This window comes from Pirellulales bacterium (genome assembly GCA_019694455.1).
In the GTDB taxonomy this organism is placed as follows: Bacteria; Planctomycetota; Planctomycetia; order Pirellulales; family JAEUIK01; genus JAIBBY01.
Genome location: JAIBBY010000006.1, coordinates 18,721 through 39,499 on the forward strand (window position 1 = coordinate 18,721; position 20,779 = coordinate 39,499).

A 20,779-nucleotide genomic window follows, 5' to 3' on the forward strand; every position below is an offset into this window, starting at 1 on the left:
GGGCGGTTCGTTGTGACCGGGGCCGGGCGCGAGTATCATCCGAGCCATGCGCCGCACCGCCGAGCAATTGTTGACCGACTTCGCCCTGCACGATCGCCGCGCGCTGGCTGAGCTTTTGTCGCTGGCCGAGATAGGCACGGCGCCGCCCGCGCCACAGGTTCCGCACGGCAAGCGCCAGTTGGTGGTGGGACTGACTGGCAGCGGCGGGGCGGGCAAGAGCACATTGGTCGCCGCGCTGGTCGAGCATATCCGCAGTCAAGGCCTGAGCGTGGCGGTGCTGGCCAGCGATCCGCAGAGCCCGGTGACGGGGGGCGCGCTGTTGGGGGACCGCATTCGCATGCGACTCGATCCGGCGGACGATGGGGTGTTTTTTCGCAGTCTCTCGACGCGCGGCGCGACGGGAGGGCTTTCCGACGCGGTGGGGGTGTGCGTCCAGTGGCTCAAGGCGTTTGGCTTTGACGTGATATTGGTCGAGACCGTCGGCGTGGGACAGGACCAGGTGGCCGCGCGGCAGGTGGTGGACAAGTTGGCGCTATTGGTCACTCCGCACACGGGCGATGAAGTGCAATGGGAGAAGGCGGGGCTGATCGAGGTGGCCGATTTGATCGTGGTGAACAAGTCGGACTTGCCGGGCGCCGATCGGGTGCGGCAGCAACTGACCTCGGCGCTGTCGCTGTCGGCGAACAAAGAATTGCCGCCGGTCTTGAGCACGATTGGCGCGAGCGGGCAGGGGGTGCCCGAGCTTTGGGAGGCGATCGCGGGGAGTAGCGCCTAAACGCCGCTATGGCGCGGGGCTGCGCGCGTGAGAGGTTGCGCCGCTGGTGAGGGTGTGGCGGCTGGGGTATCATCGGCGAGATGTCTCGCGCCGCCGCAACGAACCATGAATCTCGCGCCGCCGGCACGGCCGCCGCTGTGCCGCAGACGGCCGCGGCGCGCGTGTTGATTGTGGACAACGAGCCCGCGCATGCCGAGGCGGTGGCCGAGAGTTTGTCGCGCAGCGGCTACGATTGCACGGTGGCGACGAGCGGCGCGGCGGGCGCCAAGCAGATCGAACAAGGCGAGTTCGACGTTGTGATCACCGATCTGGTGATGAACGACTTGGACGGGCTGGAAATCTTGCGGCGGGCCAAAGAGTCGCTGCCCGACGCCGAGGTGATTATGGTGACGGGGCATGGCTCGGTGCCGTCGGCAGTGCAGGCGGTGCAGCAGGGGGCCTTCAACTACCTGGAGAAGCCGCTCGACCTGAAGCAATTGCGCGCAGTGGTGGAGCGGGCGAGCGAGTCGCTGCGGCTGCGGCAGCAGAACGCCGATCTGAACCGCCGGCTCGACGAGAAGTTTGGCTTTGAGGGAGTGGTGGGGTCGAGCCCACAGATGCACGACGTGATCGACCGCTTGAAGCGGATCGCGCCGAACAACGCGAGCGTATTGATTCAGGGGGAGACGGGGACGGGCAAGGAACTGGTGGCGCAGGCGATCCACCAGAACAGCCCACGCAAGAACAAGCCGTTCGTGGCGCTGAACTGCGCGGCATTGAGCGAGAACATCTTGGAGAGCGAGCTGTTCGGGCATGTGCGGGGGGCGTTCACCGACGCCTCTGCCGACCGGATTGGCAAGTTCGAGTACGCCAACGGCGGCACGCTTTTTTTGGACGAAGTGGGCGACATGCCGCTGGCCACGCAGATCAAACTGCTGCGGGTGCTGGAGAACAACGAGATCACGCGGGTCGGGTCGAACGAGCCGATCCAGGTGAACGTGCGCATCTTGTCGGCGACCAACCGCAACCTGGAAGAGGCGATCGCGGCGGGGACGTTTCGGCGCGATTTGTACTATCGACTGAAAGTGGTGACGATCTACCTGCCGAAGCTGGCCGATCGCGCGCAAGATATTCCGCTGTTGATCGAGCACTTCATCAAGCAGTTCGCGGCGCGGCACGGCAAGACGGTCAATAGCATGTCGACCGCGGCGCGGCGCGTGCTGATGGCGTACGACTGGCCGGGCAACGTGCGGCAGTTGCGCAACGTGGTGGAGAGCATGGTGGTGGTCGATTACGACGGCGTGCTCGACCTCGACGATCTGCCGCCAGAGCTATCGGGCGCGGAGGAGGCGCCGAGCGACGCGCCGCCAACCAGCCTGGCGGGCATGGTGGGCAAGCCGCTGGAAGACCTGGAGCGGTTGTTCATCGCCGAGACGCTGCGCTTTGCGGGGGGTAATCGCGAGGAGGCTGCTAAACTGTTGGGCATTGGCGAGCGGACGCTGTACCGCAAGATTAAAGAGTATCAACTGTAGGCTAGGGGCGGCCTCATCCCAGAGGAACGGATTCGCCTTGGGCAAGATTCGCCAATTATCGCCGAGCGTGGTCAACAAGATCGCCGCAGGGGAGGTGGTCGAGCGGCCCGCGAGCGTCGTCAAGGAGTTGATGGAGAACGCGCTCGACGCCGGCGCCACGCGCGTCGATGTGTCGGTGGTCAAAGGGGGGACGGAGCTGATCCGCATCGTCGACAACGGGCATGGGATCGAGCCCGACGATTTGCCGCTGGCGGTGGCGAGCCACGCCACGAGCAAGATCGCGGACGCCGACGATCTGTTTCGGATTGGGACGCTGGGGTTTCGGGGCGAGGCGTTGGCGTCGATCGCCGAGGTGAGCCGGTTGACGATCCGCAGCCGCACCAGCGACACGGCGGCCGGCGCGCAATTGGAGGTGCAGGGCGGCCTCGGCCGCGGCGTCGAACCGTGCGGTTGCCCCACCGGCACGACGATGGAGGTGGCCGACCTGTTCTTCAACACGCCGGTGCGGCGAAAGTTTTTGCGCTCGACGCAGACCGAGATGGGGCACATCGCAGAGGCGGTCACGCGAGTGGCGCTGGCGCATCCGCACGTGCACTTCACGCTGCGGCACAACGAGCGCGAGGTGCATGATTTGCCGCCGGCGAGTCCCTGGTCGAGCCGCATCGAGCGGCTGTTTGGCGGCGAACTGGCGGAGCAACTCATTTGGGTGGAGAGCCAGGACGAGGCGATTCGACTGCACGGCTACGCCGCGCATCCGAGCGAGAGTCGCAGCAACCAGAAGATGCAATATCTGTTTCTCAACGGTCGCTTCATTCGCGATCGGTCGCTGCAGCACGCGCTGGGAGAGGCGTATCGCGGGCTGATGATGACGGGGCGTTATCCGGTGTCGTTCTTGCGAATCGAGTTGCCGCCCGAACTGGTGGACGTGAATGTGCATCCCACCAAGCTGGAAGTGCGCTTTCAGGACGGGGGTCGGCTGTACAGCCAATTGCTGAGCACGCTGCGAACGAAGTTCCTGACGACCGACCTGACGACCAACATTCACGCGGCGCCGACGGCGCGCTACGACGCCGCGCATCATGCGCCCGCGAGCGGCGGGGCGGAGCGACTGGCGCACGCGCAGCAGGCGCGGCAGGAGATGGTGAGTTGGGCAAAGGAGCAGATGACGGCTTGGAAGCAGGGGCCCGACGCGCGGCCAGCGTCCGAATTGATCGACCCGTGGAACCTGCCGGCGGAGCGGGGGCCGCTGGAACTGACTCGCTTGGAACGCGCCTGGCCGGCTGGTGGCGCCGATAGCGCGGAGCCCAACTTTGCTCAGCGCGCCGCGGAGGGCGAGGCGTCGCCGTTGGAGTCGTTCCCCGCGCCGCAGCGGGCCGCGCTGGGGAGCGAAGCGGCCCGGGCGATGACGGCGGGCGCGGCCGAGGTGCGCGCGGCGGGCGCGCTGCAGATTCATAACCGCTATCTTGTAGCGGAGAGCGACGAGGGGGTGGTGGTCATCGACCAGCACGCGCTGCATGAGCGGATTTTGTATGAGCAGCTTTGCGACAAGGTGGAGGCGGGACAACTTGAGTCGCAGACGCTGCTGGTGCCGGAACCGGTTGATCTGACGACGGCCGAGGCGGCGGTGGTGCTGGAAGAGCGCGAGACCTTGGCGCGGCTGGGCATTCAGGTCGAGCCATTCGGCGGGGGGACGGTGCTGGTATCGAGCTATCCGGCGATGTTGGCCAACATTCGGCCGGGCGAAATCTTGCGGGGGATTGTGGAGCAATTGTCGGGGGGCAACCGCGCGCCCGACCGCCGCGATCTGCTCAATCACCTGCTGCACTCGATCGCCTGCAAGGCGGCGGTGAAGGCGGGAGACCGGCTGACGCCGGACGAGATCTCGGCGCTCTTGGCGCAGCGCGGCGCGGTGCGCAACACGCACCACTGCCCACACGGCCGCCCCACGGAACTGGTCTTTACCCGTGAGGAACTGGACAAGCAGTTCAAGCGGACGTGAGTGGCGCGGTTTTCGGGCAGAATTGGTTCTGACGGGGGATCAATTGGCGCGTTTCGCGCGGACCGCCTCTTATTTGCGGCGCAAGGCGGTTAGGATAGTACGATTCTAAAGAACTTTTATCCGCCGCGGCCGGCCTGGTCCCGGCCCGCCCTACAGCATTGCCATGATTTGCGTCAGCATTGGCCGGGGAAGACACCGGCACTTGATCGCCGAGCACAAGCATTTGGTCGAGCAGGGGGCCCCCCTGGTCGAGTTGCGGCTGGACTACATCAACGGCCCGGTGAACGTGCGGCGGATATTGACCGACCGGCCGGGTCCGGTGATCGTGACCTGCCGCCGAGAGCGGGACGGCGGCAAGCACGCCGGCAGCGAGGAAGAGCGGCAGTTGCTCTTGCGCAGCGCGATTGTCGAGGGCGCCGAGTATGTCGACCTGGAGGACGATGTCGCCGCCAGCATTCCGCGGTATGGCAAGACCAAGCGGGTGGTCAGCGTTCATGATTTTCGCAAGACGCCCGACGACCTGGCGGGGTTGCACGCGCGGCTGGCCGGATTGGACGCCGATATCGTGAAGATCGCCACGCTGGCCAACCATCCGCAAGACAACATCCGCATGTTGTCGCTGGTGCGTTCCAGCGCCAAGCCAACGGTGGGGTTGTGCATGGGGGATATTGGCGCCTGCTCGCGCATCTTGGCGGCCAAATTCGGCTCGCCCTTCACCTACGCCACGTTTCACCACGAGCGGGCGCTGGCGCCGGGACAGTTGAGCTACGAGCAGATGACCCGCATCTATCACTACGACGACATCAACGCCGAGACCGACGTGTATGGCGTGATCGGCGACCCGGTGGGGCACAGCTATAGTCCGCTGGTGCACAACGCGGCCTTCAAGCAATTGGGACTGAACAAGGTGTATGTGCCGTTTCGAGTGCCGCCCGACGACCTGGCGCCGTTTTTGGCGAACGCGCCGAGTTTGGATATTCGGGGGTTGAGCGTGACGATTCCGCACAAAGAGACGATCGTGCGCAAGGTGGCCAAGATCGACGGCGCGGTGCGGGGGCTCGGGGCGGCGAACACGGTGGTGTTCAACGGCCCCGAGGCGACAGCCTACAACACCGATTACCGCGCGGCGATGGAGAGCCTGGAAGACGCGATGGGCGGGTCGCGGGGGGAGCAAAGCCCCGTGGAAGGGAAGACCACGCTGCTATTGGGCGCCGGCGGGGCGGCGCGGGCGATCGCCTATGGACTCAAGCGCCGCGGCGCCAACGTGGTGATCGCCAACCGCACCGGCAAGCGGGCCGAGCAACTGGCGACGGCCTTTCAGTGCCGGGCCATTGAATGGGGCCAGCGGCACGGCATCGACGCCGACATCTTGATCAACTGCACCCCGGTCGGCATGCACCCCAACGTGGACGACACGCCGTACGACAAACATCACCTGCGTCCCTCGATGGTGGTGTTCGACACGGTGTACAACCCGGAGAGCACCGTGCTGGTGAAGGAGGCGCGGAGCCGCAGTTGCAAGGTGGTGACGGGGGTCGATATGTTCATCCGCCAGGCGGCGATTCAGTTTCAACTGTTCACCGGTCGGGAGGCGCCGACCGGCGTGATGCGCGAGACGCTGCGCCGCGCGATCGACCCGGTGCGTTACGCGTAGCTTTCACTTTTCTTCTGGGCGGCGCGCATGAACCTGGTGCTGATCGGCTATCGCGGCGCCGGCAAGACGCTGGTGGCGCAGCGGTTGGCGCTGGCGTTGGGCTGGAACTGGGTAGACGCCGACGTGGAGATTGAGTTGGCGGCGGGGGCTTCGATCAAGGCGATCTTCGAGGCCGGGGGAGAGGCGCGGTTTCGCGAGTTCGAGGCGGCCACGCTCCAGCGATTGGCGGAGCGCGACCAGACGGTGATCGCCGCGGGCGGGGGCGTGGTGCTGCGCGAGGAGAATCGGCGGCTACTGGCGGCGATGGGCAAGGTGATCTGGCTGAAGGCGCCGATCGATGCGCTGGCGCGGCGCATCGCGATCGACGCGACCACGGCGCAGCGCCGGCCCAACCTGACCGCGCAAGGGGGGCGCGACGAGATTGCGCGGCTATTGGCGCAGCGCGAGCCGTTGTATCGGCAATGCGCCAACCTGGAGGTGGAAACCGCCGACGCCGCGGGCGCCGACCGCGACGCGGGAGAGTTGGCGGCCGAGATCATCGCGCGCTTGCAGCTTGCTAGTGGCCCTGGAGAACCGCAGTGAACGCGATTCTGGCCATGCCGCTTTTGGCGCGGATGTTGCTGTTGGCCCTGTGCGGGGCGGCGCTGGGTGCACTGGTCAATTGGGTGGTCGATCGCATCCGCTGGGAGCCGACGTTTCTCAGTCCGTGGCATCGGGCCGACGCGGCGGCGGGGCGCCGCCGACGGCACTATCTGCCGGTGTGGGGTTGGATGTGGCGGCGGCACGAGAGCGCGCGGCACGGCGGGGCGTTTTGGGTGCGGCCGCTGTTGGTGGAACTCGGGCTGACGCTGGCGCTGCCCGCGTTGTATTGGCACGAGACGGCGCGGTTGGGTCTTGTGCCGCTGTGGCAGGGCGCGCCGAACATGGCGCTATTGACGATGTTGCACGCGCAGTACGCGGGCCATGTGCTGCTCTTGGCGCTGATGATGATCGCCTCGCTGGTCGACCTGGACGACAAGATCATCCCCGACACGGTGACCGTGCCCGGCACGCTGCTGGGCCTGGCGCTGGCGACGGCGCTGCCGATGTCGCTGCTGCCGGAAGTGGTGGCGGACGGAAAATTATTGAGCGTGCGATTGGTGACGGCGGCCAGTCCGCGCGGGTGGCCGGCGGAGCTAGCGGCGTATCCGAATCTGCTTTCATTGGTGATGGCGCTGGGCTGCTTTTGGATCTGGTGTCTGGGACTGTTGCCGCGGGTATGGCGGACGCGCCGCGGATTGTCTCTTGCGCTGGCGATCTTTTGGCTGCGGCTGGCGCGCGAGCAGGTGACGCGGACGATTTTGGCGCTGGGGCTATTGGGCACGATCGGCATTGGCCTGGCGTGGCGCCTGGCAGGCGATGCCCGCTGGCAGGCGCTACTGAGCGCGCTGGTTGGCGTGGCGGCGACGGGGGGGTTCACGTGGCTGGTGCGGGTGGTGGCGGGCTCGAGCATTGGTCGCGAGGCGCTGGGGTTTGGCGACGTGACGCTAATGTCGATGATTGGGGCGTTTGTGGGCTGGCAGGCGGGCCTCATGGTGTTCTTTGTGGCGCCGTTCTTTGGATTGGCGCTGGGGCTGGCGCAGTGGGTGCTGCGGCGCGACCCGGAGATACCCTACGGGCCATTTTTGTGTCTGGCGGCGGCGACCATCGTGCTGCGCTGGCCGAGCTTTTGGGAGGTGGGGCGCGAGATCTTCGTACTGGGCTGGATTGTGCCCGCGGCGCTCTTGGTGATGGTGCTGCTGATGGGGGCGATGCTCCGCGCGTGGCACTGGGTCATTGACCGGTGAGGTTAGCTCGCTTGCGCCGCGAAATAGAGCGCGGCGAAGATCTTGAGATCGATCACGCGGCCGGCGCGCTGTTGCTGGTCGAGCCAGCGCGGCACATCGGCCAGTGGGACCAGATGCACCACGATCGACTCTCCCTCGTGGCCGCCGCCGGCATTGACGCGCGTCAGTCCGGTGGCGCGAAAGAGGGTGACCGCTTCGCTGGTCAGCCCGGCCGACGTGGCGCCGTGGGCCAAGAGCGTCACCTCGCGGGCGGCAAAGCCGGTTTCTTCCAGCAGTTCGCGGCGGGCGGTTTCGGCGAAATCTTCGTGCTCACGACCGGCCTCGTCGCCGGCCAGCCCAGCCGGCAGTTCGATGGTGTGACAGTCGAGCGGGATGCGTGGTTGTTCGACCAGCACCAGTTCGCCGGCGTCGGTGACGGCGATGATGGCGACGGCGCCGGGGATGCCGGGGCGCTCGGCGTATTCCCAGCGGCCACGTTTGACGAGGCGGAGGAATTTTCCCTCGTAGAGGATTTGCGGCTTGTCGGGTGGTGTCATGCGCGGCCTTTCGGAGGTGCGGAAGTTGGAGGAAGGCGGCGCGACCCGGTCGCTGGCCGCGGCGGGCGGGGGCTACGCGATCAAGTCGTGAACGACATGGCCGTAGACATCGGTGAGGCGGTAATCGCGCCCGGCGTTGCGGTAGGTTAACTGGGTGTGGTCGATGCCCAACAAATGCAAGATGGTGGCGTGCAGATCGTGGACCGTGGTGGGGGAGTCGATGGCCTCGACGCCGTACTCGTCGGTGGCGCCGTAGATGAGGCCAGGGCGCACGCCGCCGCCGGCGAGCCACATGGTGAAACCGTGGCGATTGTGATCGCGTCCCACGGCCTGAGTGCGGCTACTGGTCTCGCCGGTGGGGGTGCGGCCGAACTCGCCCCCCCAGAGCACAATGGTTTGGTCGAGCAATCCCCGCGCTTGCAGGTCGGCCAATAGGCCGGCGATGGGCCGATCGACGCGCAGCGCATTGGCGCTATGATGCGCTTGCAGGTTGAAGTGCTGGTCCCACTTTTCGGCGCCGGCGGGGGGCGCTGGCAGCAGTTGCACAAAGCGGACTCCGCGTTCGACCAGTTTGCGGGCTTGCAGGCATTGCGTGCCGAACTGGCGGGTCTGTTCGTCGTCGATGCCGTAGAGCGCGCGAATGGCTTGCGACTCGGAGCGGATGTCGAGCGCGTCGGGGAGCGAGGTTTGCATGCGGAAGGCCAACTCGTAATTGGCGAGCATGGCCTCGAACTGCTGATCCTCGGGCGCAGCCGGCGCGGGAGGGGCATCCAACCGGCGGAGCAGCGCGAGTTTGCGCCGCTGCGCTTCGGGGGATTCGTAGGGCTGCAAGAACGGCAGCGCCGGCTCGCGATTTTGCAGGATGGTGGCCTGGTATTTGGCGGGCATGAAACCGGCGCCCAGGCAATCGCGGCCCCCTTCGGGGTCACGGCCGCCGCTGAGCACGACGTAGCCGGGCAGTTCCTGGCTCTCGATGCCGAGTCCGTAGGCGATCCACGAGCCCATGCTGGGCCGGCCGCGGAGCGGCGTGCCGGTGCTGAGAAAGTAGTTGGCGGTGGGATGATCGGAGAAGTCGGCGACCATCGAGCGGACGAAGGCGATCTGGTCGACATGCTGGGCGACGTGCGGGAAGAGCTCGCTGACGTCGGCGCCGCACTGACCATATTTGGCGAATTTGAAGGGGGACTTGAGAATCTTTTCGCGGGCGACGCGGATGGGCGCGGCGATCGGACAGGGGCGACCGTTGTCGACCGCTAGCCGCGGTTTGGGGTCGAAGGTGTCCATCTGCGATGGCCCGCCTTCCATGAACAGAAAGATCACGCTCTTCGCCTTGGCGCGCGGCGCCGTGGCGGCGGGCGCCAGCGGCGACTCGTCCTGACAGCCCGCCAGACCGGCGAGAGCCAGGGCGCCAAACCCGTTGGCGCAGCGCTCTAATAGCAGTCGTCGAGATATCGGGTAGTTAGGCCAGCGCGGGTTCATGGTGTGAGCGAGCGAGTTCAGTTGAGAAACAAGAAGGCGTTGGAGTTAAGCAGCACATGGCACGCGGCGCGCCAATCTTCGGCGCTGGGCTGAGCGGCGGAATCGCCGGGCGCGCCTTGCAGAAAGTCGAGCATGGCGCGCTCTTCATGCTCCAGTGGCGGGCGTCCGGCGGCGCGCAGGTACATTTCGCGTAGCTTGGTGGGCAGGTCGCCCGCCCCGACTTGCAACGATTTTGCCCACAGTTCCACCTGCTTGGCGACGAACAGGCTATTCATCATCACCAAGGCTTGTTGCGGCGCGATGGAAACGCGGCGCTGGCCGATGGTCATGGTCTCGCGTGGAAAATCGAACGCCTCGAGCAGCGGCGAGATGGCGTTGCGCGTCACTTGCAAGTAGATGCTGCGGCGGCCGGTCGAGTCGATTGATGGCGGCGAGCCCGCTTCTTCCACGGGGACTTCTTCGCCGGCGACGCTGGGGCCGTACATGGTGGGGTCGAGCGTTCCGGCGAGGGTGAGAATGGAGTCGCGCAGCGCCTCGGCGTCTAGCCGGCGGACGTTGGCCCGGTGAAGCAAGACGTTTTGCGGATCGACGGCTTCGGCCGCGGGATCGGCCTGCGTCGATCGTTGATAGGCGTCGGACGCGAGGATGAGGCGATGCAAGTGCTTGAGCGACCAGCCCGAGTTGATCAACTCGTGCGCCAGGTAATCCAACAGTTCCGGATGCGACGGCGGCTCGCCACGGTTGCCAAAGTTGTCGACCGTGGGGACGATGCCGCGTCCCAGATGCTTTGCCCACACGCGGTTGGCCAGGACGCGGGCGGTGAGCGCGTTTTGATCGGAGAACAACTGGCGCGCCAGTTCCAAGCGGCCGCTGCCTGGGACACTGGCGGGCAATTGCCAGTCGAGGAGGGCGGCGGGCGCGCCGCGGCGCACTGTGTCGCCTAGCTGCTCGGGGTCTCCGCGGTGCTGCACCTGCGCATCGTGCGGGCGCCAATCGGCGCTGACCAGGGCCAGCGTGGTGGCGGGAAACTTGCTTTCCAGTCGCTGGGTCGCCGCGGCCAGATCGGCGAATGGGTTAGAACCGTCGGCGGCGACGAGCGCCTCGGCCTCGCTGTGATCGACCAGCAGCGAATGGGGGCGGAGGCACCACCACTTCCATTGCCGCGACGACTCGTCGTCGACCAGGACCGTGGCGGCGGGATCGCACTGGGCCAGCGATTCGAGCACTAGCGCCTGGTAGCGCTGCGCTAGTTGCTCTGCGCTGGCGCAGCCGGCGAGCGCCTCGATGGTGCGCGGGTTGCAATACACCACATCGTCGGCGGGCGCCTCGTCGGTGAAGAAGAAGTGATCGGCCATCACGTAGCCGTCGGTCGCTTCGTCGACGATCTCGATGAAGGCCTCACGATCCTTGAAGAGTTGCAGGTCGAACACCGCCAGGCGGAAATCGTCGCTGCCGTCGCCAGTGACCGACCAAAATGGGAGTTGGGGAAACATCTGGCTATGGACGATCAGGTTGACGCAGGTGTGAAATGGCGTCGCTCCGCCAGCCAGCCAGAAGCAGAGGTAGCGGGGTTTGTCGTTGATCTGAAAGCGGGGGCTGACCAGACGGCCCTGCAACGCTTTGGCCGATCGAAAGCTGCTGGCCAAATGCTGGCCCTGCGGCCCGTGGCCAATGGCGCCATCGATGACGGTGGGAGTCGAGCCAAAGGCTGGTCCCACCGGGGTCCAGGCGCCGTAACCTTCCTGCTCAAAATCGGCGAACACTTCGAAAGGTCGCGGGGCGGCCGCCAAGTCGGCGGCGCTCTGACGGGCACGGGTGCGGGCGCGACTGGCGAACGCCGCTGGTGAGCAATGGGCAATCCGCCGCCAGATGGTGAGCACCGGATCGCGCCGTTCCAAGGCCGATTCGACCGCGCGCGCCCAGCGCTCGAGCTTTTGCTCTGGCAAGGAGGCGCTGCTGGCGACGGAGGCGACGGCGACTTCGAGCGGCTGCTCGGTGGGTCGGTTGAGCACCTGGCGCGTGGCCAGGAGATAGTCGGCCACGCGGCGCCCCTCGGCCAACCGCGCCGCGTGGATTTGCCGCTGGGCGTCGTCCCGCGCAAGCAGTTCACGCCGTTGCCGGTCGATTTGCGCCAGCTCGATTCTTTGTTGTTCGATGCGTTCTGCTTGCTGGGGCGTGTCGAGGCAGGCCACCTGATTGGTGGCGCTGGTGAAAAAGCCGCCCAAGGCGTAGTAATCTTCGGTGGAGATGGGATCGAACTTGTGGTCGTGGCAGCGAGCGCAACCCAGGGTCATGCCGAGGAAGGCGCGGCCGAAGACATCGAGCTGATTTTCCAACTCGGCGGCGGCCTGGGCGCGGGCGGCCGGCAGGTCGAACGGCAGGGCGAGCACTTCATGAAACCAGGGGAAGGCTGTGCCGAGCGGCGAGGCGCGATAGTCGCCTTGCAGCGAGAGGCGCGGGGGCATCAGGTCGCCCGCCAGATGTTCGCGGATGAGTTGATTGAGCGGCAGATCTTCGTTGTGGGCGGCGATGATGTAGTCGCGAAAACGATAGACGTGAGGCTTATCCAGGTCGTGATCGATGCCGCTGGTATCGGAGTAGCGGACGATGTCGAGCCAATGGCGACCCCAGCGCTCGCCATAGGCGGGACTGACCAACAGCCGATCGACGACGCGAGCAAATGCGTCGGGCGAATCGTCGGTGAGGAAGACTTGAATTTCCGACTCCGTAGGGGGCAGGCCGGTCAGGTCGTAGGTGGCGCGGCGAAGTAAGGCGTGCTTGTCCGCGCGGGGCGCGGGTTGCAAGCCAGCCTGTTCCAGCTTTTCGCGGATGTAATCGTCGATCTTCTTGCCGGGCGCCTTCGCGGCCAAGGGCGCAAACGACCAGGGGCGACGCATGGAGATCACGCCATCGACAGCCTTTGGAAAGGGGGCGCCGGCCGCCAGCCACGATTGCAAGGCGGCGACCTCCGCGGCCGACAGTGGATTGTCAGGCGGCATTTTCAGATCGGCATCGTCGCCGCGCACCGCGCGCAGCAGCAAACTGGCTTCGGGCCGATCCAAGTCGATGGCGGGGCCGCGATCGCCCCCTTGGAGCATGGCGTCTCGACTATCGAGCCGCAGGGTGGTTTCGTCCGAACCGTCGGGGCCGTGACATTCGAAGCAGCGCGCGATCAACAGCGGGCGAATGTCACGCTCAAAGAAATCGGCGGACGCGGGATCGACCTTTTCCTGTCCGTGCGCAGCTTGCGGCGCCGCGAGCGCGGCCAGCAGCAGTCCCAATGCGAACGTCAGTTGGATCATCAGCGCGCGACGCTCACCAAGGGGAAAGTGACAGTCGATCCGTCTGGCAATTATAATCTAGTGGACGCGCGACCCGAAAGCGCGCGGCGCCTGCGCCGCCAGCGGTCAGCGCCTGTTCTCCATCCGCTTGGCGCCCGCGCTTGGCCGAATTGTTGGCCGCTGCGAGAACTTTATGGCTCAGCTTGCATCCCCTCCGCCCCTTGCCGCCACCGGTCGGCGCGCGGCCGCTCGCGGCGGCCGGAGCGCGCTGGTTGGCTGGTTGGGGCTGAATTTTTTGCCACTGGCGCTGATTCTCGACTCGGCGATTGCCTGGTCGGCGGGTTGGCGTTTGTCGATGGACCGCGGATTTGGCGCGATCGCGGTGGCGGCCGCGCTCTTCGCAATAGCCAGCGCGGCCCTGATGATCAGCCGACGCGGCCGGGGGTGGTATCGCCAGCGAGCGCCGCAACTGTGGCTCTGGAGCGGCGCCACGATGGTGGCGCTAGTGGCCGGCGAGATTTGGGTGCGGTTTCAATTTCCGCCGGCGGGCTTTCATTTGCGATCGCCGGGACAATTTGTATTGAAGCCGGATTCGTCGGTCTTTTCCGGCGTGAGCGGCGACGCGCGCACGGCGATCAACTCGCAAGGAGTGCGGGGGCGCGAGATGCCGCCCGCGCCGGCTTACCGAATTTTGTGCGTGGGGGCCGAGACGACGGAGTGTTTGTATCTGGACGACAGCGAAAGCTGGCCGGCCTTGGTCGAGAAGCAATTGAGTCCATCGCTGGGGCGCGAGGTGTGGGTGGGCAACGCGGGACACGCCACCTACGGCAGCGCGCAGCATTTGTTTTTGTTGCAGAACTCCGATTGGCTGAACCGGGTCGACTGCGTGGTGGCGCTAGTTGGCGCGGCGGACTTGCTGCGATTTGTTTATGGACATCCGTGCGACTATGGCCGACCGCCGTTTTGGTTGCGAACGGCAATGGCCGAACTGGCGCGCGTGGTGTGGAAGGCGCGGCTCAAGCACAACCCGACCTTCGATCTGGAGGGGCGCGAGATTGTGAACTTCCGGCGACGACTGGCGCCGGTGGGAGATGTCGAGCATCCGGCCGCGGCGGCGCGCGCCTATGCGGCGCGACTGCGGGAGATCGCGGCGCTGTGCGCCGAGCGCGGCAAGCCGCTGGTGTTGGTGTCGCAACCGGTGTTGTGGGACGACCCGATGTTGCCAGCCACCATGCAAAAGCTATGTTACGCGCGCACCGACGACCGCAAGGCCGAACCAGGGGTGTTGAGCGTGCCGAGCGCGCTGGACGCGATGGACCAATACAACCAACAGCTTTGGCAAGTATGTCAGGATACGGGCGTGCCGTTGATCGACGCCGCCGCGCAACTCAATGGCCAGCGAGACTACTTTTTTGACGATGTGCATCTGAACGAAAAGGGATGCGCTGCGCTGGCCGAGTTGGTCACGGCCGGGCTGGTGAAGGCGCTGGAAAACCGCACGCCGCCTAATCCGCAGTCGCCGTGACGGGTTCGCGCGCGGCGATGGAGTTGGGCGCGGGGGATACCGTATAATGCGGCGCGAGTCGTCACCCAGAGCCGCTCGGTCGACAATCGGGCGGCGCGATCCCTAGTCCATCGCAAGGCGCCGAGGTTGTCATGTCGAAACCAGAGATTCAGAGTTTTGAGCAGTTTTGGCCCTATTATGTGCGCGAGCATAGTCAGCCGGGCTGCCGGGCGACGCACTTCATCGGCAGCACGCTGGTGTTGGCCTTGGTTGGCCTGGTGATCTATTCCAACAACTACTGGTTGTTGCTGACGCTGCCGATTGTGGGGTATGGCTTCGCCTGGTTTGGACATTTTCTGATCGAAAAGAACCGCCCGGCCACGTTCAAGTATCCGTTGTGGTCGCTGATGGGGGATTGGAAGATGTGGTGGCTGATGCTGACAGGGCGGATGCGTCCGGAGATCGAGCGGGCGATGGCGCTGCCGGATCGGATTTGACTGCCCGGGGGAAGAAGGGTGCAGTGGCCAGAGAGAGTGGCCAGGTGCGCGAAGGCGCGAGGAAGGAAGAAGGAACCGCTGAGTCGCAGAGACGCGGAGGAGAAGAAAGCAAGAAGAAAGGCGACTGATCGCGGGGGGGCGAAGGCGGATATCGGCCCAAGCGGCGGGGCGGCGCGTTGGCTAGAATCGAAGTAAAGCCAGACGCTACCAAAATCCTTCCTGCTATTTCTGGACAATCGCCATGCGGGGCCGGACCACACGACGCGCGTTTTTGGGTCAGAGTTTGCTCGCGCCGGGAGCGCTGGCGGGATTCCGCGCCTTGTCTTGCAGAGCCACGGAACCGACGAGCGAGCAATCGCCGACGGCGGAGGCCAAACCGACTCTCGACGAGATATTGGATCGCTACTGGGATCAGATTCATCCGGCGATGCGCTATCGTCGCGCGCCGCTCGACCCGACCTTGAATGGGTGGGAGGAGTGGAAAAAGCCGCAGCCATCGGTCGCGGGCGACGAAATCTATGATGCGGCGGTAGATTTTGCAAATCGAGGCGAGTTTCCGACTGGCGCGTTGGGCAAAGAGACTCGCCTTTGGCTGTACAAGAATGCGGCCGTGCTCGATGCGCTCGATCGTGGGCTGGCGCGCAAGCGAGTTCAGTTGCAGGTCGACCTCGGGTTGAGTGACCAGATGCAGTTGATCCAACTGCGAAAAGCAGTCCGCGCCAAGCGACTCGACGCGCTGCGTCAGATCGTCGATGGCGATCGCGAGGAAGGCTTGGAGCAGATGATCGACGTCTTGCGGGTCGGCGAGCGCATGTGCGCCGGCGAGGGATATCTGGTTCACTGGTTGATTGGCTCGGTACTTCGAGCTGACGGCCTAACTTACCTATGCCAATTGGCATTGGCGGCAGCGACCTCGGTGGTCGAACTGCGCCAAATGTTGTCGGCCGTGGCAGGGCCGTTCGACCTGCGGCGTTCGCTGGCCGTTTCTTTGCAGGTGGAGTACTGCTACTTCGAGCTATCTTGGTTGGCGGAATATGGCGGCAGCAAGAACCTTGCCGAATTGATCGATCGGCTGTTGGAGAACGAGGACGCGGGATTTCTTGGCCCCGACGAAGCTCAATTGGCGCTGCAACGTCGGAGATTGAACGAATTATTGGCGGAACATCCCTGCCCGTTCGACCTGAACGAAACGATCCGACTCACGAGCCAAGCGCGGGCCGACTTTCTCGCCGATTTGGATACTACCTGGGCACGTCGGCGGCGGGATGTTGGCGAGGAGATCACCGCGCGCGTTGCCGCGTGGCCAGAAGTTTTGACCTTTGGCAACTCGTTTTCTGACGCTGAAGAGCAACAGAGAAAGCTGAAGGAGTTGAGCGACGAAGCGGTCGCCGCGGCGCGTGTGCGATTGCGCGACGTGAAGAACCCGGTGGGTTGCCTGCTGGCGAAAGCGAACATGATTTGGGGTTCGCGACAGGCATATACCGTCGCATTGACGCGCGACGCGGCCACGCGCGCGGCGCTGGCATTGCAGATTCATCGACGAGAGCATGACGATCTGCCCGAGCGGTTGGAACAAGTTCGATCGGCGACAACTCTGGAATTGCCGGACGATCCATTCAGCGGCGAACCATTTCGCTATTCGCAAAAACATGGCTTGTTGTGGAGCGTGGGACCGACTGGCGACAACGATCCGCTGGCAGCGAGGGCAGAGGATGGGATGAGACATCTTGATCTGGTGTGGCCGTTGACCGTGGAGGCGGCTGATCGCCTTCGCAGGATCAAAGTCGGGGCACGGGAAGAAGTTCAAGACGAAACTCTCGTGGAAGAGTGAAGGCCCCCTTATCCGGCCTGTCGGCCACCTTCTCCCGCGGCTAGCGCGGGGGCGAAGGCTGAGATGGACTCGTTCGTTGCTCGGCATACGTGCGGCTGCGCCGTGGAGCATGGCGCGCATTCACACGGTTGGATGCTCACGCGCTGCGCCGCACTGGCAAAGCCAGTGGCGCACAAGTGAGAACAGGAGAAAAGTGGATCAGGTGAGCAGGAGAGGGGTTCCCCCTCATCCGGCCTATCGGCCACCTTCTCCCGCGGCTGCGCTTCGCTGCGCGGGGGCGAAGGCTGAGATGGACTCGTTCGTTGCTCGTATCCCCCAGCCTTTCTCGCCAGTTCTGAACGGCATTTGCAACCACGTTTGCGCTTAATCCTGTGTGTAGAATGAGGTGGTAGCAACCAACGGTTTGCTTTGGACCTCATTCATGGCGCTCTCCGTCACAATCCTTCCGGGACTACCTGCGTACGGACCGCAAGCCACACCGTTTCCAACGGAATGGGGTCGGTTTGGTCGAGAAGGAACGGTTGTGGAGTTCAAGGACGATGATTCTTGCTGGGTAGGGAATTTTCGACCGGGACTCGGTGGGATAAACCTTGCTGGTGTTCATCCCAACGAGCGCGACGCTGTGGTCGTCGCAAGGGGCGATCTGTGGGTCGTCGATCCAGTCAAACGCGCCGCTTTGTACATTTTGCCGGCGATCGACGCTGCGATTGAGGTTCGAGATCCCAATGGATGGCTTTTCAGCATGCAAGGATTAGCGATTGCCCGATTTGGGCCCAGCGGGTTGGGTTGGCATACGAAGCGACTTTCATGGGACGGATTTGATCAACTCGCTCTTGTTGGTGAGGAATTGACTGGGCTTGCATACGACCCAATGGGCGACACTTGGATTCCATTTCGCGTGGACACGAAGACCGGGAATTCGTCTGGCGGAAGTTTTTATGCGGAGGGAACACTCACGAGCGATTGGGAGCGACTTGCGGATTAAGGCAACGAGTAAGATGGGGTTTGCGGAAGTGTACATCGTGTTCAAGTCAACAGCCGAGGGTGGCCGACGCTCCTCCGTGTGGCTCAACAAAGATGCGGAGTGTCATTACAAGCCACACCTTCGAGTCCACGGCGGAGACGGCGAGTACTTGGGAGTAGAATTTGTGGATGGCCCGGATCGGCTGATCGCACCCGGTGAGGGTACTTATGCAACACTCCAATTCATGTACGAAACACAACTCTCGTACGACGCACTTGCGGTCGGTGCGATCTTCGATGTGTGCGAAGGAAATCGCGTCGTGGGATCGGGGCGAGTTACGCGTCGTTGACGGGTTGTTCGCCCGCAACAAATCCTTGGTTGATTGCGATTAAGCCGGACTTCCAAGCATTGAGTTGAGCCAGTGGCGCACAAGTGAGAGCAGGTGAGCAGTGGAGCAGGAGAGGGGTTCCCCCGTATCCGGCCTGGCGGCTACCTTCTCCCCCTGCTGCGCTTCGCTGCGCGGGGGCGAAGGCTGAGATGGACTCGTTCGTTGCTCGGCATGCGTGCGGCTGCGCCGTGGAGCATGGCATGCATTCACACGGTTGGATGCTCGCGCGTTGCGCCGCACTGGCGGAGGCGAGCGGCGCACAAGTGAGAACAGGAGAAAAGTGGAGCAGGTGAGCAGGAGAGGGGTTCCCCCTCATCCGGCCTATCGGCCACCTTCTCCCCCTGCTGCGCGTGGGCGAAGGCTGAAATCGGCTCACTCGGCGTGAGTCGGGCTATTTTTCGGCAGCGGATTCGATTTGCACTTGCTCGACTTTCACCTGTTCGACCGTGGAGTCGAAGATGCGCACGCCTTTGAGCAGCGGCGTCGTCTCGACGATGAACTTTTGATGGTCGGCGGTGCGGGCATAGTTCTTCAAGGCGTCGCGGCCGGTGAAGATCATGTGCAAGGCGACGTCGTAATCGCGATCATTGAACGCGCCGTTGATGTTCTCGTCGCGCACGCCGACGGCGAAGAAGACGATGCCGGGATGTTGCGAGAGTCGCTTTTTACAGGCGTCGATCAGCGCGGCTTTGTTCTCGGGGGTGGGCTCTTTGAGCGCGAAAAAGATATTGTGGCCCAAGAGCGCGCTGGCGGACGGCTTTGTGGCATCGTCGTCGGCCAACGAGGGGGCGGTGACGCCGAGGGCGAAAAGCGACAGGGCGGCGAACAAGGGCAGGATGTGGCGCGACATGGAATGGTCTCCGGTTGGAATGAGGTTCGGTTGGTTCGAGGCTCTTATCACTTGGGGCGTAAGCGGCGGTGTTCAACCACCCAGCGTTCGAGGCGAGCTTGCTTCGGCTGTTCATCGACTTCGACGCGCAGCAGCACGACCAGATCGTGGTCGTGCGTGCTCCAGGCCGATTGCTGCACGATGCCGTCGCCGGCGAGCGACGAAGTGGAAAGATGCCCCGTCATCGGCATCTGGCGACAAGCGACTTCGCAGTGTCCGAGGAGGGCGAGGGCCAGGTCGTCGGGCGATTGCCGCGCCAGCGCCGCGTCGTCAATTTCGCACACGCGCGAGTCGTTCGTCACCTGGAACCACTCGTGCCCGAGATGGAGGGCGCCGAGGATGGTTTCGCGGCCGGGTTGGAGGACATTTTCTCGTTCGAGTTTGGGAGTGATCAGCTTGAGCCCGGCGGGAGGATGGTCGAACTGATCAGCCAGGCCGAGAAGCAACGTTTCTCGTTGGGCAAGGAACGACTCGTGCCGCGAGTCGCTGGCGCGGTGAAGCGCCCAAAAGATGGCGCCGACCCAGGCGACCGCGATCAGCACGCCGCAAAGTGCGAGCAGCGCAATGGTGCGGCGTGTCACGCGAGCGACCTCGGTTCGCCGGTCGGCGGCGAGAAGGGAATGCCGGTCACGCTAGCCTGGCGACACACCTCGACCAAGAGCAGCGTGATGGCGATCACGGCCGGGCCAACGAACAGGCCGAGCATGCCAAACACCTGCAAGCCGCCGAGCACGGAAAAGAAGATCACCAATTCGTGCAGTTGGGTGCGCTGGCCGACGATGCGGGGGCGCAGCACGTTGTCGACCGTGCCGACCACCAGCAGGCCCCAGACCAGGAGGATGACAGCCTTAAGGGGATGCCCATCGACGCCGAGCCACAGCGCGGCTGGCGCCCAGACGAGAAAGGCGCCGCCGAAGGGGATCATGGCGAGGAGAAACATGACCAAGGCCCACAAGATAGGGGCTTCGAGTCCCAAGAGCCAGAACGCCGCGCCCCCCAAGACGCCTTGCAGGGCCGCGATCAGCACCACGCCCATGAAGCTGGCGTAAATCACCTCGCGACCGCGCATGAAGATGGCGCTGGATTCCTCGGCCGAGATGGGGAGCAAGCGCTGCAATGCGGGGACAATGCGATCGGCGTCGCGCAGCATGTAAAACAGGGTGAAGAGGACGAAAAAGATTTCCATGAAGAAGCCAAACAGTCCGCCCAGCACGCCGGTCGATCGCGCAATGACGACGCCAATGACGTCGCTGAAGCGTTTGGCGACCTCTTGCGAATTGTGCAGTTCGCTCAGATCGACGTATTGGCTGATGAATTGATAGGGGCGGGAGTCGGGGCTCCACACGTCTTGCATGAGGTCGGCCATCGATTGTTTGGCGCTGGCCGCCTCGCGAATCAGGGCGACGCCGACCAGAAAGGTGGGGACGAGCACCACCAGCACGACCATTAGTGTGGTGACGGTGGCCGCCAGCGTGCGGCTATGGCCGCGCTGGAGCATGCGCCGCTGATGCGGATAGGCGACGATGGCCAACACCACGGCCCAGAGGATGACATCGATGAAGGGCTGGACGATTTGCCAGCAGAGGTAGAGCGCCATTGCAGTGACGCCCAACAGCGCGATCCAGCGACCTTGCGAGACGGTCAT

Annotated in this window: 16 protein-coding genes; 10 read left to right on the plus strand and 6 right to left on the minus strand. The window is 64.5% G+C overall.

The window, feature by feature from the left end:
- Positions 1-46: 46 nt before the first annotated feature.
- The 6 genes from K1X71_04200 to K1X71_04225 all read left to right on the plus strand — a co-directional run bounded on the left by K1X71_04200 (position 47) and on the right by K1X71_04225 (position 7,765).
- Positions 47-775: a hypothetical protein gene (locus tag K1X71_04200; protein ID MBX7072326.1), complete on the plus strand. Its 729-nt coding sequence runs from the start codon at positions 47-49 to the stop codon at positions 773-775.
- Positions 776-855: 80 nt separating this feature from the next.
- On the plus strand, positions 856-2,286 hold the full coding sequence (locus K1X71_04205; protein MBX7072327.1) for a sigma-54 dependent transcriptional regulator: 1,431 nt from the start codon (positions 856-858) through the stop codon (positions 2,284-2,286).
- A gap of 37 nt (positions 2,287-2,323) precedes the next feature.
- Positions 2,324-4,285, plus strand: a complete 1,962-nt coding sequence (mutL, locus tag K1X71_04210) for a DNA mismatch repair endonuclease MutL (protein MBX7072328.1) — start codon at positions 2,324-2,326, stop codon at positions 4,283-4,285.
- A 163-nt stretch (positions 4,286-4,448) separates the two neighbouring features.
- On the plus strand, positions 4,449-5,939 hold the full coding sequence (gene aroE / locus K1X71_04215; protein ID MBX7072329.1) for a shikimate dehydrogenase: 1,491 nt from the start codon (positions 4,449-4,451) through the stop codon (positions 5,937-5,939).
- A gap of 27 nt (positions 5,940-5,966) precedes the next feature.
- On the plus strand, positions 5,967-6,521 hold the full coding sequence (locus tag K1X71_04220; GenBank protein MBX7072330.1) for a shikimate kinase: 555 nt from the start codon (positions 5,967-5,969) through the stop codon (positions 6,519-6,521).
- On the plus strand, positions 6,518-7,765 hold the full coding sequence (locus K1X71_04225) for an A24 family peptidase (GenBank protein ID MBX7072331.1): 1,248 nt from the start codon (positions 6,518-6,520) through the stop codon (positions 7,763-7,765). Before K1X71_04220 ends, K1X71_04225 begins: the two co-directional genes overlap by 4 nt.
- Positions 7,766-7,767: 2 nt before the next feature.
- Here the strand turns inward: K1X71_04225 and K1X71_04230 are convergent, their stop codons facing one another.
- The 3 genes from K1X71_04230 to K1X71_04240 form a co-directional block, all read right to left on the minus strand.
- Positions 7,768-8,301 carry an NUDIX hydrolase gene (locus K1X71_04230; protein MBX7072332.1) on the minus strand — a complete coding sequence of 178 codons (534 nt, stop codon included), beginning with the start codon at positions 8,299-8,301 and terminating at the stop codon, positions 7,768-7,770.
- A gap of 72 nt (positions 8,302-8,373) precedes the next feature.
- Positions 8,374-9,780 carry a DUF1501 domain-containing protein gene (locus K1X71_04235; GenBank protein ID MBX7072333.1) on the minus strand — a complete coding sequence of 469 codons (1,407 nt, stop codon included), beginning with the start codon at positions 9,778-9,780 and terminating at the stop codon, positions 8,374-8,376.
- A gap of 17 nt (positions 9,781-9,797) precedes the next feature.
- Positions 9,798-13,082 (minus strand): PSD1 and planctomycete cytochrome C domain-containing protein, encoded by a 3,285-nt coding sequence (locus K1X71_04240; GenBank protein ID MBX7072334.1) that lies wholly within the window; start codon positions 13,080-13,082, stop codon positions 9,798-9,800.
- Positions 13,083-13,254: 172 nt separating this feature from the next.
- On the opposite strand from K1X71_04240, the gene K1X71_04245 reads away from it, so the two are divergent.
- The 4 genes from K1X71_04245 to K1X71_04260 all read left to right on the plus strand — a co-directional run bounded on the left by K1X71_04245 (position 13,255) and on the right by K1X71_04260 (position 17,878).
- Complete coding sequence (locus K1X71_04245) at positions 13,255-14,586, plus strand: hypothetical protein (GenBank protein MBX7072335.1); 1,332 nt, start codon at positions 13,255-13,257, stop codon at positions 14,584-14,586.
- A gap of 131 nt (positions 14,587-14,717) precedes the next feature.
- Positions 14,718-15,062: a DUF962 domain-containing protein gene (locus tag K1X71_04250; GenBank protein MBX7072336.1), complete on the plus strand. Its 345-nt coding sequence runs from the start codon at positions 14,718-14,720 to the stop codon at positions 15,060-15,062.
- A gap of 319 nt (positions 15,063-15,381) precedes the next feature.
- Positions 15,382-16,893, plus strand: a complete 1,512-nt coding sequence (locus tag K1X71_04255) for a hypothetical protein (protein MBX7072337.1) — start codon at positions 15,382-15,384, stop codon at positions 16,891-16,893.
- A 421-nt stretch (positions 16,894-17,314) separates the two neighbouring features.
- Positions 17,315-17,878: a hypothetical protein gene (locus K1X71_04260; GenBank protein MBX7072338.1), complete on the plus strand. Its 564-nt coding sequence runs from the start codon at positions 17,315-17,317 to the stop codon at positions 17,876-17,878.
- A 758-nt stretch (positions 17,879-18,636) separates the two neighbouring features.
- Here the strand turns inward: K1X71_04260 and K1X71_04265 are convergent.
- Genes K1X71_04265 through K1X71_04275 form a run of 3 tightly spaced genes read right to left on the minus strand, consistent with a single transcriptional unit; the run spans position 18,637 to position 20,779 of the window.
- Complete coding sequence (locus K1X71_04265) at positions 18,637-19,095, minus strand: Dabb family protein (protein MBX7072339.1); 459 nt, start codon at positions 19,093-19,095, stop codon at positions 18,637-18,639.
- 47 nt (positions 19,096-19,142) lie between these two features.
- Positions 19,143-19,715: a hypothetical protein gene (locus K1X71_04270; protein ID MBX7072340.1), complete on the minus strand. Its 573-nt coding sequence runs from the start codon at positions 19,713-19,715 to the stop codon at positions 19,143-19,145.
- On the minus strand, positions 19,712-20,779 hold the full coding sequence (locus tag K1X71_04275; protein MBX7072341.1) for an AI-2E family transporter: 1,068 nt from the start codon (positions 20,777-20,779) through the stop codon (positions 19,712-19,714). The genes K1X71_04270 and K1X71_04275 overlap by 4 nt, the downstream gene beginning before the upstream one ends.

Excerpts from the sequence above, each read along its gene's own strand:
- K1X71_04200 (MBX7072326.1), top strand. The coding sequence starts at position 47 with ATGCGCCGCACCGCCGAGCAATTGTTGACCGACTTCGCCCTGCACGAT.
- K1X71_04205 (MBX7072327.1), top strand. The coding sequence starts at position 856 with ATGTCTCGCGCCGCCGCAACGAACCATGAATCTCGCGCCGCCGGCACG.
- aroE (MBX7072329.1), top strand. The coding sequence starts at position 4,449 with ATGATTTGCGTCAGCATTGGCCGGGGAAGACACCGGCACTTGATCGCC.
- K1X71_04220 (MBX7072330.1), top strand. The coding sequence starts at position 5,967 with ATGAACCTGGTGCTGATCGGCTATCGCGGCGCCGGCAAGACGCTGGTG.
- K1X71_04230 (MBX7072332.1), bottom strand. The coding sequence starts at position 8,301 with ATGACACCACCCGACAAGCCGCAAATCCTCTACGAGGGAAAATTCCTC.
- K1X71_04235 (MBX7072333.1), bottom strand. The coding sequence starts at position 9,780 with ATGAACCCGCGCTGGCCTAACTACCCGATATCTCGACGACTGCTATTA.
- K1X71_04240 (MBX7072334.1), bottom strand. The coding sequence starts at position 13,082 with ATGATCCAACTGACGTTCGCATTGGGACTGCTGCTGGCCGCGCTCGCG.
- K1X71_04245 (MBX7072335.1), top strand. The coding sequence starts at position 13,255 with ATGGCTCAGCTTGCATCCCCTCCGCCCCTTGCCGCCACCGGTCGGCGC.
- K1X71_04250 (MBX7072336.1), top strand. The coding sequence starts at position 14,718 with ATGTCGAAACCAGAGATTCAGAGTTTTGAGCAGTTTTGGCCCTATTAT.
- K1X71_04260 (MBX7072338.1), top strand. The coding sequence starts at position 17,315 with ATGGCGCTCTCCGTCACAATCCTTCCGGGACTACCTGCGTACGGACCG.
- K1X71_04265 (MBX7072339.1), bottom strand. The coding sequence starts at position 19,095 with ATGTCGCGCCACATCCTGCCCTTGTTCGCCGCCCTGTCGCTTTTCGCC.
- K1X71_04275 (MBX7072341.1), bottom strand. The coding sequence starts at position 20,779 with ATGACCGTCTCGCAAGGTCGCTGGATCGCGCTGTTGGGCGTCACTGCA.